Raw genomic sequence first — 17,174 nt, forward strand, 5'->3', positions numbered from 1 at the left:
ACTAAAATAATGATCACTTATTTGTAAACATAGATAGTATGGATTATATGCTGTATTTTGCTATAGTTGTCCGTCTCATGAAGTATTTTTTATTTTCTTTGTAATCCGTATTCATTGTATACTGCCCGGCAGAAATTTGGTACAGGGTTTACATTCATTTCGAAAATCTGTAACAATTATTATGCGTTGTTAACAAAGAATTAACAAATATGTTAAGAAAAATCAAAATCTTACAACAAATATGTCTGTAAAATGATATAATCATATCAAAATACATATAGGGGATGAGAGGCTATGGAGCTTATCCGTGATTTAATGATCCAAATTGCCATCATAATTTTGCCACTATTTTTATATGAAGCGATTCGTTTAAATCGTTATCAAGAAATGCCTCCGAAGCCAAACCGCTACTTTATTATGTTCTTATCTAGCATTACACTCGTTCTCTCCATGACATACTCTATTTGTTTTGGTGAAGTTTGTGGGTATAACTTTCACCCAATCCCGATTGTTAGTGGTTTTCTATACGGTGGAATTGTTGGTTTAATCCCGGCCGTTATTTTTGTTGCATATGAATGGGCGCTAAAGGGGATAAACCTCCTTCCAGTCATAGAAATAATATTTCTATTGATAGTTCCATTATTTTTATCAAAGAAATGGTCTCTATTTTCAAGGGATAAGAAGCTAATTCTGGCATTTATGATTTCATCATTGTACGTACTTGTTACTTTAGTGATTGGGATGATTAACGTTCTGTTAGAAACGGGGTTTACACCGTATGTTTCCCACCTATATAACGGATATATATTTGCTTCGCTTATTATGGTTATGACGATGGTGTTTCAGGTGTACTTAACAGAATATTTAAATGAAAATGCAATACTGCGTACAGAGATGCAAAAGTCAGAAAAGCTTAATATTGTAAGTGAGTTAGCAGCAAGTGTTGCACATGAAGTTCGAAATCCGCTCACTGTTGTTCGTGGATTTATCCAATTGCTAGAAAGTACGGAAGATGTGAAGAATAAGGATTATATGCGTCTCGTATTAGCCGAATTGGACCGGGCAGAACAAATTATTTCGGATTATTTGAATTTGGCAAGGCCACAAATTGAGAAAAAAGAACATATTTGCTTATCCGCTCAATTAATAGAAATGACAACTCTTATGTCATCATTTGCAGCGATGCAAGGTGTATATTTGCAAGTTGAGATTTCTGAAAGTCTTTATACGATTGGTGATAAGACAAAATTGAAGCAAGCGATTATGAATGTTGTTAAAAATGGTATTGAAGCAATTCAAGGGAATAAAGGATATTTAAAAGTAACGGCTATGCAAAAAGATGAAACGATTGTAATAAGAGTTAAAGACAGTGGTGTTGGAATGACGAAAGAACAGTTAGCAAGGCTCGGACAACCGTATTATTCTTTAAAAGAAAAAGGGACAGGATTAGGGCTTATGGTGACATTTAGTATTTTACAAGCGCATAATGGTACGCTGGAATATAAAAGTGAAAGTGGGAAAGGAACTGAAGCGATTATTATATTGCCAGCTGTAAGAAATAAGGAATAAAAGTTACCGATGGAAGGTAACTTTTTATTTTATATAGGAAAAATATATTATATTATTCATTTGTTTTTTCTGGCTTTGTTCGGCTAAATAAACTTCTAAATGATTGGAAAAAGCTTTGTTCTTTTGAAGCTGCGACTAATCTTTTTGTTTCTTGAATTTCGCGAATTACTTGCATAAGTTGTGCATCACGATTGCTGTCTTTATTATAAATTTGATTTACGAGTTTATTCATTTTTTCTTCTTGCTTAGATTCTCGTTTATACATATGATTCATTAATAAGTCCATCTTTTCTTTTTGCAGGGCATCTGTTTGAGCGGCATGATCGACTAACTCTTGTAGCATTTTTTCTTGAGAGCCTTCTTTTACATAAACTTGTTGCATCAATTCATCTAGCTTTTCATCTTTTAAACGATTTTGGGTAATAAGGGTAGAATTTTGATGAATAATTGCTTCATTTAATTGAGCGAGCATTTCAAGTTTTAACATGAACTCCTCGAAGTTACGCCCATCTTCTTTTTCTTTCGGTTGTATTTCTTGTTTATCTTGTATAACTGGTACAGGTGGGGCCTCTTTTTCTTTTAAAATAATTGGTATCGTTTCTGAAATATCTTCTTGCAATGTAGCAGCTCTTTCATGAATAGATTTCAATAGTTTTAAATCATCCAGCTTATAAATACGAGCATCAGCTGTTTTGGAAATCATATAACCATGTTCCTCTAACAGTTGACTATATTTGCGAACTATATGTTTTGGGATGCCTGTTTTATTCGTGACATCTTTCGTTTTATAGGTAGCTTCCATAATATTTCCTCCCCAAAAAGTATCGTATATATCATTTCAATCTTTTATGAGGACTTCCTTTGAAAAAGAATGTCGGAAGGTTATTAGTTTTCTACAGCATTAGTGAAAAGATGAAGAAAAATGAGAGTTTTTGGCGGAATGGCGAAGAAGAGCTGCAATAATGTCTGAAAACATATACAGAAGAAGTTTGTTATAATAACTGAGGAAAAGAAACTGGTAGAATCATGGAGGTATACATGAAGCAATTAAAAGGTATTATCATTTCAATTATTGCAATTCTTTCTATTGTAGTAGCGGTGTATGAAGTACTTGTTCCAGAGGAAACAAGTATCAAAAAAACAAATGCGTATGATCAAGTTCTAGAATTTCCGAAAGAGCGATATCCAGAGACAGGAAAACATATTACGGATGCTATAAAAGAAGGGCATTCAGAAGTTTGTACAATCGACCGTGGTGGCGCTGCGGATAGAAGAAAATTATCGTTAGCTCCATATCCATCAAAAAAAGGGTATGATCGTGATGAATGGCCAATGGCGATGTGTAAAGAAGGTGGAAAAGGAGCACATATTGAGTATATAAGTCCAGCCGATAATCGCGGAGCAGGCTCTTGGGTAGGAAATAAGTTAGATAAATATCCAGATGGTACGCGTGTGAAATTTGACGTGAAGTAGTAGTTGCATATTTCATAATGAAGGAGAAGGGAACTATGGAGTTAACAATTTCGTATTCGCAATTAATGTTGATGAACTATAAAGGTGATCAGCCTTACGTTGAATGGACGGATGAAGATTTTGAAAGAGGTTATGCGAAGGCGGATGGAACTGTTATTTTTGAAGCACTCTCTGATTATACTTGTGAAGTAAAAGTGACTTACGGGAAACATAGTGAGAAAGAAGAAGTGATTAGAACGGTTACAGTTCCTTTTACAGTTGAAAATGAATGTATCGTTGTAACAAGTATTCTTTCAAATAAATTTCAAATCCCTATTCCAAATGGTGAGTATACAGTTGTATTACAAGTAACGCCTCTTGAAGAACCAACGGATGATGAATTATATAAAATACAATATGAATTCTTTTTTGAAAGTAAAGAATAAAAAATGGGTTATCCTTAACGAGGATAACCCATTTTTGTTATGCGTTTGTTTTTAGCAGGGAGCGAGCATCTTTTGCTGCTTGCACCATGTGCTCTAAAGCTGGAATAACTTCTTCTGTTCTTCTCGTTTTTAAACCACAATCAGGATTAATCCAGAAATATTTAGGATCGCATACTTGTAAAGATTGTTCTACGATCTTATACATTTCATCTTTACTCGGTACACGCGGACTATGAATATCATATACCCCTAGACCAATACCTTTTTCATATGTTGTATGTTTTAATGTATCAATAAACTCACCGTGACTTCTTGATGTTTCGATAGAAATCACATCTGCATCTAATGCACGAATCGCATCAACAATATCTTCGAAGTTACTGTAACACATATGAGTATGAATTTGTGTTTCATTTGCTACAGAAGAAGTTGCTAAAAGGAAGGATTGTACTGCCCATGTAATATAAGCGTCCCAATCTTTTTCTTTTAACGGCATACCTTCGCGAAGTGCTGGCTCATCGACCTGAATTACTCGAATTCCTGAAGATTCAAGTAGTTCAATTTCGTGACGAAGAGCTAATGCAATTTGATATGAAACTTCTTTTCTTGGAATGTCATTTCGAACGAAGGACCAATTTAAAATCGTAACAGGTCCAGTTAACATTCCTTTTACAACTTTCTCTGTTAAGCTTTGTGCATAAACAGTTTCCTTAATAGTCATTCCGTTAATAAAGGCTACATCACCATAAATAACAGGCGGTTTTACGCAGCGGGAACCGTATGATTGTACCCAACCGTTTTTAGTGAATGAGAAACCAGCAAGACGCTCACCAAAATATTCGACCATGTCAGTTCTTTCAAATTCACCATGTACAAGGACATCAAGACCAATTTCTTCTTGGTAACGAATCCATTTTTCTGTCTCTTTTTCAATAAATTGCTCATATTGTTCATTTGAAATAACGCCGTTACGCCATTCTTTTCGTGTTTGACGAACTTCAGTTGTTTGCGGGAAGCTACCGATTGTTGTTGTTGGTAACAACGGTAACTTTAGGGCAACCTGTTGTAAGTCGTATCGTTTTTCAAATGGAAGAGGGCGTGAAAAGTCTTCTTCTTTTAGTGCAGTTCGTGCTGTTTTAACATCTTCTCGGTTACGTGCAGCAGATGAACGAATTGTATGATGTACGTTTCGATATGTTTCCAGCTCATTACTAATGCTTTCTGTACCTTGAGTCAGAGCGGAATGAATGAGAACTAATTCTTCTAATTTTTGATTTGCAAATGCTAATGCATCAAATAGCTCAGTCGATAAATGAGTTTCTTCTGTTTTATCGATTGGTGTATGCAATAAGCTACAAGAAGGCTGAATGATGAAATCCTTCGTTTGGACTTGTTTTTGTAACGTTGTAAATAATGTAAGAACTTCATCAAGGTCAGCTCTCCAAATGTTACGGCCATCTATACAACCGACAGCTAAAGTTTTATCAGCTGGGAATCCATATTTTGAAATAGCATTTAGATTACCTTCTTTACCATGAACGAAATCTAAGCCAATACCTGATACAGGGAATGTAATAATTTCTTCATAGTTTTCTTCTACACTATCAAAATATGTTTGTAAAAGAAGATTCGCATTTGGAACTTCTTTACGAATAGCTTCATAAATTTCTTTTGCTTGTTGAATTTCTTCGTTTGTTAGAGAAGCGAAAATCGGTTCATCAACTTGAATGACTTGTGCACCAGCTGCATGTAGTTCTGAAAGCAGTTGTACGTAAGGTGCAACTAACTGTTTTAAAATAGTAGTAAATTGCTCTTTTGTATAGCCTTTAGCTAATTTTAAGAAAGTATATGGTCCTAAAATAACAGGTTTTCCATCTACTCCTAATTCTTGTTTCGCCTCTTCATATAAGCGAAGTGGACGATTATCTTTTAAAGAGATTTGTAATCCCTCTTCATATTCCGGAACGATATAATGATAGTTTGTGTTAAACCATTTTGTCATTTCGGAAGCTACGTGATTTTTAGAGCCACGCGCCATTGCAAAATATACATCAAGGTAAGATGTAAACTCAGAAAAACGTGATGGGATAAACCCTAGCATATAAGCAGTATCCAAAACGTGATCATAATATGTAAAGTCGCCAACTGGGATGAGTTCAATCCCTTTTTCTTGCTGTACTTTAACGTGTTGAAGGCGAATTTCTTTCATCGTAGTTAAAAATTGTTCTTCATCGATTTTATTGGACCAAAAAGCTTCCAATGTTTTTTTCCACTCTCTTTGTAGTCCGATACGTGGATAACCTAAATTACTTGTTTGAATTGCCATTTCAAATTCCTCCCTAATTGAAAGTAAGCATTTCCGTTTACTAGGAAATACTTATAACAAAAAGTATAAAGGCATAGAGAATAAGCCTTCCTTTTTGTTTTAACACCTCATCATCATCCGTGAATCTATCAGTGTTGTTAAAACAGGCAGGTCTCCTGACTTATGCTTCATATAATTTCTTTCACCTTCCCGTTTTCACAGTGGCACTAAAAAGAAATCTCAGCATTTACAGTGGCGGGACCGTGTTGGAGTTTCACCAAGCTTCCCTTTTAAACACGAAACGAAATTTTCGTGTACCTATTTTCCTTTTGAAAGGAAGTTAACAAGCGATATGATATTGAAACAAATTCTAACACAATTTTTGGAATTTTGTCTACTGTTTTAAAATAAGAAAATTCTAAAGTTTTTTATTTTAATTATTCATATTCTTCAGATTTTTTAGAGGTGAATCACGATTAAACATACAAAGAAGAATGTACTTGTATAGACGTAAGGTGCTAGTTATGTTATTTGAAAATTCGTCCATATTTTGGAATAAGGAAGGGAATTGGATGGTTCATTTTGAAATAGTAAGTTATGACAAGAAAGAACAAGATTTCTGTATAAAGGTACATAAACTAAGTTTATAGAAATGGGGAATTTCAATTGGAACAAAGTACACAAAATATATATTCACCGCCAAAACATATAGTTTCAGCAGCGACAATTGTAATGAATGAACAAAATGAAATCCTATTAATTAAAGGACCTAGAAGAGGATGGGAAATGCCAGGTGGACAAGTTGAAGAAGGGGAGTCTTTGAAAGAAGCTGCAATAAGGGAAACGAAAGAGGAAACGGGTATTGATATTGAGGTTTTAAAATTTTGTGGGGTATTTCAAAATGTGAACCATTCAATATGTAATACGTTGTTTTTAGCTAGGCCAGTTGGAGGTAAATTAACGACTACACCAGAAAGTTTGGAAGTGGGGTTCTATCCTATTGAGCAGGCGTTAGAAATGGTGAGTTTTATGAATTTCAGACAAAGAATTGAATACAGTTTGGATGAAAATCAACAACCTTTTTATATAGAATTTTAAGAAATAATCTGCCATTATGGGATGCCGGTGATAATAAATCTTGTTATATTTTTAAGTGCAGTGAAGTATCTTATAGCGAAAATAAAACAAGCATCCCCGTACTAAATTAGAACGGGGGATGCTTGTTTTAGGTTTTAAAATGAAATAACTTTATCGCCTTTTTACGGTTTCTTTTTTACAAGTTTAACCTTCATCTATATCAATTTCTGAAAGTCGCCCTGCAACTGCATCTGTAAGGAGGGTGTTTAACCATTGTAATTCAACTGAGATATGTTCGATAACACTTTGCAAAATATATAGTTGTGCACGTGGAATTTGTCCTTTGCTACAATCATAAATAGTTTGCATTTTATGTAAATATTGAACGGTATCATTTTTCTTTTTTTCTAAAATAGGAACTAACTCTTGGTCATCACCAAAATGAGCGAAAGAGAGTGCCGAATAAATTGGTTTATATATTTGATTTTTTGCCTCGAATTGTTTTAATAGTAACTTGTGAAATAATTGTTTACCTTCTTCAGTTATATGAAAGATTGTTTTATCTGGTCTATTCGTATCTCGAACAATCGTGGTAATACAAATTGCACCTTGCTTTTCTAATTGCTCGAAGGCGTAGTAAAGTGATCCTTTTGCATATTTAATATAACAATCCATTTGTCTTTCTTTCATGATATGTTGCACTTCATATGGATGTTTATCCCCTTCGAGTAGCAAGCCGAGAATGACTAATTTCATGCTCATTCTGTCTCAACTCCTGTATATAGAAACTTTATCCCGATTGGTGAGGGATAATAACCAGTGGGAATGGTTCCTTACTGATCAAAGATTTACTTTATATATTATAAACGGCATACCCTTTTTCATAAAGGGTATGCCGTTTCTTTTTTCTATACTAACTTACTTGCTTTTGTTTTTGTTTCGTTTTTGGACCTGTAAAGAGTCGTTCATTTCCCATAAGTAAAATACAAATAATACTTAGTACAGCCGGGATAAGTGCCCAGAAGAATGTGCTGGCAATAGATGTAGCTAGAGCCTCTTTAATACCAGTTAATATTTCAGCTGGAATCTTCTCGGTAGCACCTTGTGATAATAAGAAACTTGTGTCTCCACCTTGTGGAGCTAATTTAGCTAGTTCAGGAGGGAACAACGTGCTTAATTTATTAGTAAAAATATGATTTTGAATGGTACCGAAAATTGTTACACCAAGAGTCATACCGAGTGAACGGAAGAATGAGTTTGTTGATGTAGCAGAACCACGGTCTCGCATTTCTAACTTGTGGATAGAAGACATACTTAAAACTGAGAACGAGAAACCAACTCCAAGTCCAGTGAGAACCATAAATAGTGTTACAAGTAGACGAGGTGTATCCATTGTTAAAGTGCTTAGTAAATAAATACCAATTACAAAGAAAACGCCAGATACGATCATGATGTTACGATAACTTGTTCGTGAAGCTAACTGTCCACCTGTTTGACTTCCAATTACAGAGCCAACCATCATAGGTGTTAAAATTAATCCAGCATTGGAGGCTGAACCGCCGAGAACACCTTGAACGAAGATTGGAATATAAACTGTACAGATAATAAAAGCGGCACCATAGAAAAAGGCAACGCCTTGGCTAGCTGCGAATAAAGGTTTTTTAAAGAGATGGAAAGAAATGATAGGCTCGGTTGCTTTTCGTTCTACGAAGAAGAAAATAATGAGCATAATAACAACTGTTGTAAATAAACCGATAATTACAGTGGAATTCCATGCATATTCTTTACCACCAAGTTCTAAGGCGAACATTAAGCAAACGATACTAATAACAAGCGTAATAGCGCCAGCCCAATCAATTTTCTGTTTTCTAAATTCTAGAGATTCACTGTAGTATTTAGTAATGAAGAAGAAGGAGATAAGCCCTAATGGAATATTAATATAGAAGACCCAGTGCCAACTTATATAGTCTGTAATATAAGCACCTAATAAAGGACCGAACACACTAGATGTCCCGAAAACGGCACCGAATAGCCCTGTCATTTTTCCGCGTTTTTCTGGTGGGAATATATCGTACATAATTGTGAAGGCAATAGGCATAAGAGCGCCCCCGCCAATCCCTTGAATTGCTCTATAAATACTTAGCTGCTCAATACTAGATGCTGTTCCGCAAAGTGCAGAACCGAATAAGAAAAGAATGAGGCCACCGATATAAAAACGTTTCCGCCCGTACATATCAGAAAGTTTTCCGAAGATAGGCATACCTGCCATTGTTGCAACCATATATGCAGACGTAACCCAAACGAACTTGTCAAATCCTCCTAGGTCTCCAACGATCGTTGCCATTGCTGTTGCAACAATTGTATTATCCATTGCCGCCATTAAAATACCAAGTAGTAAACCAGCAACAACAAATTTTGTCTTGTTGGAGTCTTTTTTTGATAATTGAGATTCCAAATATAACCCTCCTTTAAAAATAAGTAAACTATATTAAGTTTTGAGTGCAGCGCATAAAAATGTAAAGGATAGTTCTTTCAAATCAATTTACACAAGTGCACAAGCCATAAAGAATATTATAGTCAAATTTGACTAAAAGGCAAACTTTTTCATCCGTCAAAATATTCTGTTGTATGGACTGCGAAAGAGTGAGTAATACTTAATATTGGTATAAAGTCAATGAAGGAAATTGTAAAAAAATATTTCAGCAAGAATACCTTCAGTTAACAGAGGAAAAATGGTTTTTTCTTTATATTGTCGAATAGGATAAAAGGAAGAGTAATAACTATATATCGTTTGTAACAAGCTTTATTAATATTGTGCAGAGAGGCAGAATAAGGTCGTATGAATGATGCATCTGAAATGGGGTGAATATTATTATGAAAATATGGAAACGAATTTCGGATCAAGGAAGGCGTACAATACCGCTACAACCGGTATTGTGGATTGATGGCTCAAAAAAGGAAAACGAATGTCCTAATGTAGCAGTTACATTGCAAATCCGTAGTATGTATAAAGAAAAATTTTCATATGAACTGACCTATGATGTAAACGACATACTTATTATTGGAATTGAAGTTGAAAATAAAGGAATAGAAATGATTTCACGAGTTGTAGTAAGTCATATGATTCGCGATTATTTTGCATATATCCCCAATTCATTAAAGGCAGATAAGGGGGTAAGTGAGTTTCTATTCCAACTTGTAAGGTGGCGAATCGATAATTTATTACCAAATGAAAAGGTAGAATTAATTTGTAAAATAAAAGCAAATAAAGATAAAGCACTCAAAAATGCATTATTTCAGGCTACATATACATTTCAATATAACGGAGTATCATATGGTCCACTGCAAACAAATGAAGTTGTTGTGCGGCAATGAAAAAAAGGAACCTGTATGAAAGGTTCCTTTTTTTAGTGAAGGTTGTGCTTTTTGAGTACTTTTTTTTGCTCGATTCCTTTTTTTCCTACATAATTATTTTTATAACCAAAATATAGAATGAACAGAAAGGAAACAACATTTACAATAGCGTCAATTTGATCGTTTGAAATAAAGTTCACTCCGAAAGAATTAAATAGTAATTTTAACGATAACAGAAAACCGGCTAGTAAACGTATAATATCTGATAGATTTTCTTTTTGTAGCATATAGGTCACCACCTTTCTAAAACGATATATAGTATATATATGAAATAGAATAGAGATGGTAGACAAGCTTAAGCGGAAATGTACACTCAATATGTACATTTTTTATTTTGTAGAAAAACATAATTGTTATAGAAACATATATTGGTATAGAAAGGAGGAGAAATATGAAACATAAAGGGAAAATTAGTGGATTATTACTTGGGAATACAGTGGCAGTTACAGAATGGATTGCGCTTCAGGATGTAATTACAAAACTGGATTCGCGATCATTTTATACCGTCTTTATTATTTATATATTGCAAATGGTACTCAGTTATTATTTTGGGCATTGGTATGATAAAAGAGCGAGTGGTCGTATGGATACGGAAGGAGGAGGAATGGCAAGTAATGATTTTGTAGTTGATTTCTTTGAGAAAGTAGCTGCTTTATCAGAACGGGATTCTCATAATATTACAGTGTACATTCTTTCTATGAAAGAATGGAAAGAACTAAAAGAAACAGTGCAAGAAAAAAAATTGGAGGCGTTAGTACAAAAATTGGAGAGCACGATTGTAAAGACAATTCGTAAAGGGGATGTCGTTACTAGATGGGATGAAAATAAGTATGTTATTGTGGCGATTGATAACGGACATGAAAAGTCGACAATAACAAACAGATTAATGAAAAATATTGAAAGTGAAATAGAAAATGGCTTGTTAAGTATGACTCTATTATTTGGAGCTGCTAGTTATCCAATAGAAGGGAAAACTTTTGAAGAATTGTTAAGAAAAGCACAAAACCAATTGTATCAGCATAGGGATTTGTAAGGAAATCAGTGAAACTTTGATTTAAAGAAATATGATATGAAGAAGTTTTTGAATGTAACATTCTTTTGACTTTTATTACAAAAAGAACTTTTATTGTAATAAAAGTCTTTAAAAATATATGGAATAAGCATATAATTATGATGGATGTGTCAATGCATTTTGCACAATGTGTTTCATTTTTAAAGTGTAGAGGAAAGCATGCTCTACACTTTTCCTTTTTAGGAAATAAAAAGAGTATTTGTAAGTTGTTGCAAGGTAGCGTTTGTACTGTGTAAAATGAACAAAGAGATTATTTGATAGAAAGCAGGAAAGGGAATGATAGAATGATAGACGTGAGAAAACAACGAACATCTTTTATCAGGTGAATTATTACTGTTGTTCTTCAAATTATTATAGCTGTGATGAATTCCGCTGTACTTGAATGTAGCACATAGTGTGAACAAATTTTAAGAAGTACTAAGTAAAATCATGCTATTAAGATGGATATGAAACTGCTGGATAATTCAAAGAGAGTGACGTAAAACGTAATTTCAAGTAATAATTTTGTACAAACGTTATAAACAATAGGAATGATCTTCGTAAAAAAGATGTGAGTGTGAATTGTATAGAAGGATACATAATTTTCATAGTTTTTTTACACGATGATCGTATACAAGTAGGAGGAAAAAGATGTTGAAGTATAGTAAATTAGCAATTGTAACTGCATTATCAATGACTTTATTAGCCGGTTGTTTCGGGCCGAAACCAGAAGAAGAATTATACGTTGCGTTTGAAGATGCTGCAAAGCAAGAAAAAACAATGTTTGAAGATGCAAAGAAACTTGAAACTTTAGAAAAAGAGGGACAAGAATTATATAACCAGATCGTTCAAGAAGGAAAAGATAATAATCAAACTGTTAAGGAAAAACTGAACAAAGCAGTGAAAAATACAGATGAACGAGAAAAAGTACTTACAAAAGAAAAAGAATCTTTAAATAAGGCACAAGAAGAAGTGAAGTCAGCAGATAAATATGTGAAAAAAATTGAAGATAAGAAATTGAAAGATCAAGCGGATAAAGTGAAAAGCACATATGAGAAACGACATGATTCATTTAACAAAATGTATGATAGTTATAGTAAATCGTTAAAACAAGAAAAAGAATTATATACAATGCTACAAGATAAAGGTACAAAATTAAAAGATATTAGTGAAAAAGTTAAAATAGTAAATCAGTCTTATAAAGATATTGAATCAGAAAAAGACAAGTTTAATGAATTTACGAAATCTTATAATACAGAAAAAATAGCTTTTTATAAACAAGCAAATATTAAAATTAAAGAAGAGAAAAAATAAAACAGTTTGGCCTACAATGGGCCAAACTGTTTTATTTTTTTGTATACGTACGACTATACCATGGGACAGGTTCACTTAATTTTTTTTCTTGTTTCAGTGCTTCAGGACCAATATAATCTTGAAGTGTCTTTTTTGCTACTGTTAAAGATAAGGTTGTTTTCGGATTTCGATAGGAGGATTCAAGATGACCAAGGTGTGGTAGGATTCGAAAATCTTCTTTGGTAGGAGGAATATGGAAAAAGTAATCACCTAAACGTATAAGAACATCGGATTGTTGTTGGCTAAAACGTGGATTTCTAGAAAAATGTAATCCTTCTTTAATAGCTTTTTTTTCAGCAATTAAGCGTTCTAAAGCCGTCTTTTTTAACCAGTATAAATACTTTGGATTAGTTGCAGCTTTAGCATGGCGATTCACAACGAAAATAGATTGAGCTAGTCGATTAATAGAATGTTGGTTTTGTAATTGAGATTGTGGTTGTGAAGGTTTCATATTGAATCTCCTTTCAATTTTTCATTATTATACCATAAATAAAAGAGGTTTTTATTATATGCAAAAAGTGATTGTATATATTTTCAATATTAAAGCAATATTGTTACAAAAAACAACTATTTTGTATAATAGTAATAGAATGTGTTTTAGAAATTTGATAATGAAAGAGTGAGAAGTTTGAAAGAAATATTAAAACAGCAATATGCCATTATAGATATTGGATCTAATACAATGCGTTTAGTTATTTATGAAAAGCAAAACGGAGGTTTTTATAAAGAGATTGAAAATACGAAAGTGGTTGCGCGATTAAGGAATTACTTAGTCGATGGTATGTTGATTGAAGAAGGAATAAAAATATTGTTACAAACATTATTTCAATTTCAAGAAAGTACACGATTCCACCAGTTGCATCATGTACTTTGTGTCGCAACAGCAACAATTAGGCAGGCTGAGAATCAAGAGGAAATTAAAAAACTTGTTGAAGGACAAACAGACTTTACTCTTAGAGTATTATCAGAATATGAAGAAGCGCGTTATGGCTATTTAGCAGTTATGAATTCAACTTCGTTCTCTGAAGGAATTACAGTAGATATTGGTGGAGGAAGTACGGAAGTTACATACTTTCGAAATAGAGAGATTTTAGAGTATCATAGCTTTCCTTTTGGAGCACTTTCTTTAAAGCAACAATTTATTAAAGAGGATATACCTACTAAAGAAGAGTTGGAAAAGATTCAAACGTACTTAGAGTATCAATTTCGAACATTACCATGGTTAATTGACAAGAAATTGCCTCTTATTGCAATTGGTGGTAGTGCGAGGAACTTAGTGAAAATCCATCAAAATTTAATTTGTTATCCGATAGCAGGATTACATTTATACAAGATGAAGGAAGAAGATATTAAAAATGTGAAAGAAGAATTGGAAGCATTGTCGTTCATAGAACTTCAAAAATTGGAAGGATTGGCAAAAGATCGAGCAGATACAATTATTCCAGCAGTCGAAGTATTTCATACGCTTGTTAACGTTATAGAGGCACCGGCATTTGTATTAAGTAGAAAAGGATTACGAGAAGGCGTTTTCTATGAAGAATTGACAAAAGATTTGGGGATTTCATATTATCCGAACGTAGTCGAAGAAAGTTTATATTTATTATCACATGAATATGAAATGGATATGGAATTTGTAATGCAGCTTATTAAACATGGAAGACTCATTTGTCAACAACTTGAAGAAACAGGGCTGATTTCTATGTCAGAAAAAGACTGGGAAGTATTCCAGCAAGCAGCGAAAGTATTTAATATAGGAAAATATATAGACGATGAAGCGAGCCGCTTACATACGTTTTATTTATTAGCGAATAAAACAATTGATGGTATGATGCATAAAGACCGAGTTAGGTTAGCGCTTATTGCGTCTTATAAATCAAAAATGTTATTCAAACAACATTTGTCCCCGTTTGAAGGATGGTTTGATAAAAACGAACAAAAAAAAATTCGCCTATTAGGGGCTGTTTTACAATTTTCAGCAGCTTTAAATATAAGAAAAAGATCGCTTGTTGAATCGATATCTGTAACAGAAAGTAAAGAAGGATTAACATTTAAAATTGTATGTGAGGAAGCGGCATTAGCGGAAAAAGTGCAAGCTGAAAAGCAAAAAAAGCAGCTGGAAAGAGTATTGAAAACAACTATTAACTTATTCTTCGAATCAAAACACTAAGTTGTACGGATGTCTTTACGAAAAATTTACACTTTATAATATTGTAATTTGCTAAAATGAAAGTAACTAAATTATAGTAAAAAAGTTTCAAGGGGAAGTGTGAAGAGAATGGAATTATCTAAGGGGAACATAGTAAATTTAAATGATACAGCTTATTATAATAATCGAGAGTTAAGTTGGTTAGCATTTAATGAACGTGTACTACAAGAAGCACAGGATGAAACGAATCCGCTCTTGGAAAGATTAAAGTTTATTAGCATTTTTAGCTCAAATTTGGATGAATTCTTTATGGTACGTGTAGCAGGATTGAAGGATCAAGTGAGTGCTGGGTTTAACCAACCAGAAAATAAGGCTGGCTTAACACCCAAAAAGCAATTAAATAAAATTGCGATAAAGGCCCACGAATTAATGACTGTACAATATGATACGTTTAAAAATTATGTATTGCCGGCGCTGGGGATAGAGGGAATTGAGCGTTTAACATTCCATGATTTGACGAAAGAACAGAGAGAATTTATAGAAGAGTATTTTGATGAACAAATTTTCCCGGTTTTAACACCTGTAGCTATCGACGCATATCGTCCATTTCCGATGTTATTAAATAAAAGTTTGAATTTAGCTACACTTTTATATGATGAGAAACAAGTGGAGGAAGAAAACCGTACGAAATTAGGAATTGTACAAGTTCCTTCATTACTTGAACGTTTCATATTTTTGCCGAGCGAAGGGCAAAAGCATAAATTTATTTTATTAGAAGATGTAATTAGTGGTTTTACTCATAAATTATTCACTGGATATAAAGTATCATCTGTTACTCGTTTCCGTATTACACGCAATGCGGATTTAACGATTCATGAAGAAGGTGCGAGAGATTTATTAAAAGTAATTGAAAAAGAATTAAAAAAGCGTAAGTGGGGAGCTGCTGTACGTTTAGAAGTCGGCAAAGAGCATATTGATGAAAGAGTTTTAGCATTATTATATGAGGTGTTGGAAGTAAAAGATGAAGATGTATATATAATGGATGGACCGCTAGATTTAACATGTCTCTTCTCTTTATATAAAAAACTAGCTCCATTATATGAACATTTAGTATATCCGGCTCTTATTCCGCAACGACCTCAAGACTTAGGGGATGCGGAAGATGTATTTGAAAAAGCAATTGAACATGATATTTTATTACATCATCCGTTTGAATCGTTTCAGCCAGTAGTTGATTTTGTGCGTGATGCAGCAGACGATCCGAATGTACTTGCAATCAAACAAACCTTATATCGAGTAAGTGGGGATTCGCCGATTATTCAGGCGCTCAAGATAGCGGCTGAAAAAGGAAAGCAAGTGACGGTATTAGTTGAGTTAAAGGCAAGATTTGATGAAGAAAATAATGTACATTGGGCTAAAGAGTTAGAAAAGGCAGGCTGCCACGTTATTTACGGTGTAAGTCATTTGAAAACACATAGTAAAATTACGTTAGTTGTAAGGAGAAAAAACGGAAAAATTGAAAGGTTCGTACATCTTGGGACTGGAAATTACAATGATGCAACAGCAAAGTTATATACTGATTTCGGTTATATTACATCACGAAAAGACTTTGGGGTTGATGCAACAAATTTCTTTAATTATTTAAGTGGTTATACAACAAAACCGCATTTTCACCATTTATCGGTTGCGCCATTTGATATAAGAGAGCAATTTATCGATTTAATAGATGAAGAAATTCGTTATCATAGACAATATGGAAATGGATATATTATCGCCAAGATGAATTCATTAACAGATAAACCATTAATAAAAAAAATGTATGAAGCATCACAAGCCGGAGTAAAGGTAGAGCTCATCGTTCGAGGAACATGTTGTTTAAGGCCTGGTATTCCAAATGTAAGTGAAAATATTAGGGTGGTTAGTGTTGTTGGGAGATATTTAGAACATAGTAGAATTTATTATTTCCATCATAATGGAGAAGAGAAAATATACTTATCTTCAGCTGACTGGATGACACGAAATATGGAGAAGCGAGTAGAAATATCTTTCCCGATATTAGATATTGAAATGAAGGCGAGAATTAAGGCGATTTTACAGCTTACTTTAGCTGATAATGTGAAAACGCGTGAACAAAATAAAGACGGTGACTATTATTATGTTATTAATAATGGGGCAGAAGAGATTGATAGCCAAGTGAAGTTATTTAAGATGGCGTATCAAAATACGGATGCTGAATAATGAGAACAAAGTAAAAAACCTCTTTTTTAAGAGGTTTTTTACTTTGTTCTCTACTTATTATATAAGATGTGTAGAGAGAACAGTTTTTATTGTAAGCATGTTAATGGATCATGAATCGGTTAA

Annotated in this window: 15 protein-coding genes and 1 riboswitch; of the genes, 9 read left to right on the forward strand and 6 right to left on the reverse strand. The window is 33.5% G+C overall.

What is annotated here, in order from left to right; all coding sequences use genetic code 11:
* Positions 1-294 precede the first annotated feature (294 nt).
* Entirely contained in the window at positions 295-1,569 is a 1,275-nt protein-coding gene (gene kinB, locus ACUXEY_RS18095) for a sporulation sensor histidine kinase KinB (RefSeq protein ID WP_461301269.1), read from the forward strand.
* Between the two features lie 52 nt (positions 1,570-1,621).
* Here kinB and ACUXEY_RS18100 read toward each other — a convergent pair whose 3' ends face one another.
* A complete protein-coding gene (locus ACUXEY_RS18100; RefSeq protein ID WP_461301270.1) occupies positions 1,622-2,371 on the reverse strand; it encodes a DUF3967 domain-containing protein in 750 nt (249 codons plus the stop codon).
* Between the two features lie 236 nt (positions 2,372-2,607).
* Between ACUXEY_RS18100 and nucA the strand changes: the two genes are divergently transcribed.
* Both nucA and ACUXEY_RS18110 read left to right on the forward strand, forming a co-directional pair.
* Complete coding sequence (gene nucA / locus ACUXEY_RS18105; RefSeq protein WP_000811502.1) at positions 2,608-3,042, forward strand: DNA-entry nuclease; 435 nt, start codon at positions 2,608-2,610, stop codon at positions 3,040-3,042.
* Positions 3,043-3,077: 35 nt separating this feature from the next.
* The gene (locus tag ACUXEY_RS18110; RefSeq protein WP_461301271.1) at positions 3,078-3,467 is read left to right on the forward strand and encodes a competence protein ComJ; all 390 of its coding nucleotides are present in this window, start codon (positions 3,078-3,080) and stop codon (positions 3,465-3,467) included.
* Between the two features lie 37 nt (positions 3,468-3,504).
* Here ACUXEY_RS18110 and metE read toward each other — a convergent pair whose 3' ends face one another.
* Complete coding sequence (metE, locus tag ACUXEY_RS18115; RefSeq protein WP_429599701.1) at positions 3,505-5,793, reverse strand: 5-methyltetrahydropteroyltriglutamate--homocysteine S-methyltransferase; 2,289 nt, start codon at positions 5,791-5,793, stop codon at positions 3,505-3,507.
* Positions 5,794-5,921: 128 nt separating this feature from the next.
* Positions 5,922-6,109: riboswitch (cobalamin riboswitch) on the reverse strand.
* A 329-nt stretch (positions 6,110-6,438) separates the two neighbouring features.
* On the opposite strand from metE, the gene ACUXEY_RS18120 reads away from it, so the two are divergent.
* The gene (locus tag ACUXEY_RS18120; protein WP_048530766.1) at positions 6,439-6,870 is read left to right on the forward strand and encodes an NUDIX hydrolase; all 432 of its coding nucleotides are present in this window, start codon (positions 6,439-6,441) and stop codon (positions 6,868-6,870) included.
* 183 nt (positions 6,871-7,053) lie between these two features.
* Here the strand turns inward: ACUXEY_RS18120 and ACUXEY_RS18125 are convergent, their stop codons facing one another.
* Positions 7,054-7,611 carry a PadR family transcriptional regulator gene (locus ACUXEY_RS18125; protein ID WP_166701945.1) on the reverse strand — a complete coding sequence of 186 codons (558 nt, stop codon included), beginning with the start codon at positions 7,609-7,611 and terminating at the stop codon, positions 7,054-7,056.
* A gap of 151 nt (positions 7,612-7,762) precedes the next feature.
* On the reverse strand, positions 7,763-9,304 hold the full coding sequence (locus ACUXEY_RS18130) for an MDR family MFS transporter (protein ID WP_166701946.1): 1,542 nt from the start codon (positions 9,302-9,304) through the stop codon (positions 7,763-7,765).
* Positions 9,305-9,723: 419 nt separating this feature from the next.
* On the opposite strand from ACUXEY_RS18130, the gene ACUXEY_RS18135 reads away from it, so the two are divergent.
* A complete protein-coding gene (locus ACUXEY_RS18135; protein ID WP_166701947.1) occupies positions 9,724-10,224 on the forward strand; it encodes a hypothetical protein in 501 nt (166 codons plus the stop codon).
* 32 nt (positions 10,225-10,256) lie between these two features.
* Here ACUXEY_RS18135 and ACUXEY_RS18140 read toward each other — a convergent pair whose 3' ends face one another.
* Complete coding sequence (locus tag ACUXEY_RS18140) at positions 10,257-10,490, reverse strand: SPP1 phage holin family protein (RefSeq protein ID WP_033691462.1); 234 nt, start codon at positions 10,488-10,490, stop codon at positions 10,257-10,259.
* 164 nt (positions 10,491-10,654) lie between these two features.
* On the opposite strand from ACUXEY_RS18140, the gene ACUXEY_RS18145 reads away from it, so the two are divergent.
* Entirely contained in the window at positions 10,655-11,296 is a 642-nt protein-coding gene (locus tag ACUXEY_RS18145; protein WP_461301272.1) for a diguanylate cyclase domain-containing protein, read from the forward strand.
* A gap of 669 nt (positions 11,297-11,965) precedes the next feature.
* Positions 11,966-12,628, forward strand: coding sequence for a YkyA family protein (locus ACUXEY_RS18150; RefSeq protein ID WP_429599688.1), 663 nt, complete (start codon positions 11,966-11,968; stop codon positions 12,626-12,628).
* A gap of 31 nt (positions 12,629-12,659) precedes the next feature.
* Here ACUXEY_RS18150 and ACUXEY_RS18155 read toward each other — a convergent pair whose 3' ends face one another.
* Positions 12,660-13,118, reverse strand: coding sequence for a YkyB family protein (locus tag ACUXEY_RS18155; RefSeq protein ID WP_000804864.1), 459 nt, complete (start codon positions 13,116-13,118; stop codon positions 12,660-12,662).
* 177 nt (positions 13,119-13,295) lie between these two features.
* On the opposite strand from ACUXEY_RS18155, the gene ppx reads away from it, so the two are divergent.
* Both ppx and ACUXEY_RS18165 read left to right on the forward strand, forming a co-directional pair.
* Positions 13,296-14,834, forward strand: a complete 1,539-nt coding sequence (gene ppx / locus ACUXEY_RS18160) for an exopolyphosphatase (RefSeq protein ID WP_461301273.1) — start codon at positions 13,296-13,298, stop codon at positions 14,832-14,834.
* A 108-nt stretch (positions 14,835-14,942) separates the two neighbouring features.
* The gene (locus tag ACUXEY_RS18165; RefSeq protein ID WP_429599681.1) at positions 14,943-17,051 is read left to right on the forward strand and encodes a polyphosphate kinase; all 2,109 of its coding nucleotides are present in this window, start codon (positions 14,943-14,945) and stop codon (positions 17,049-17,051) included.
* Positions 17,052-17,174 lie beyond the last annotated feature (123 nt).

Source organism: Bacillus sp. F9_6S_D1_P_5 (assembly GCF_054823925.1).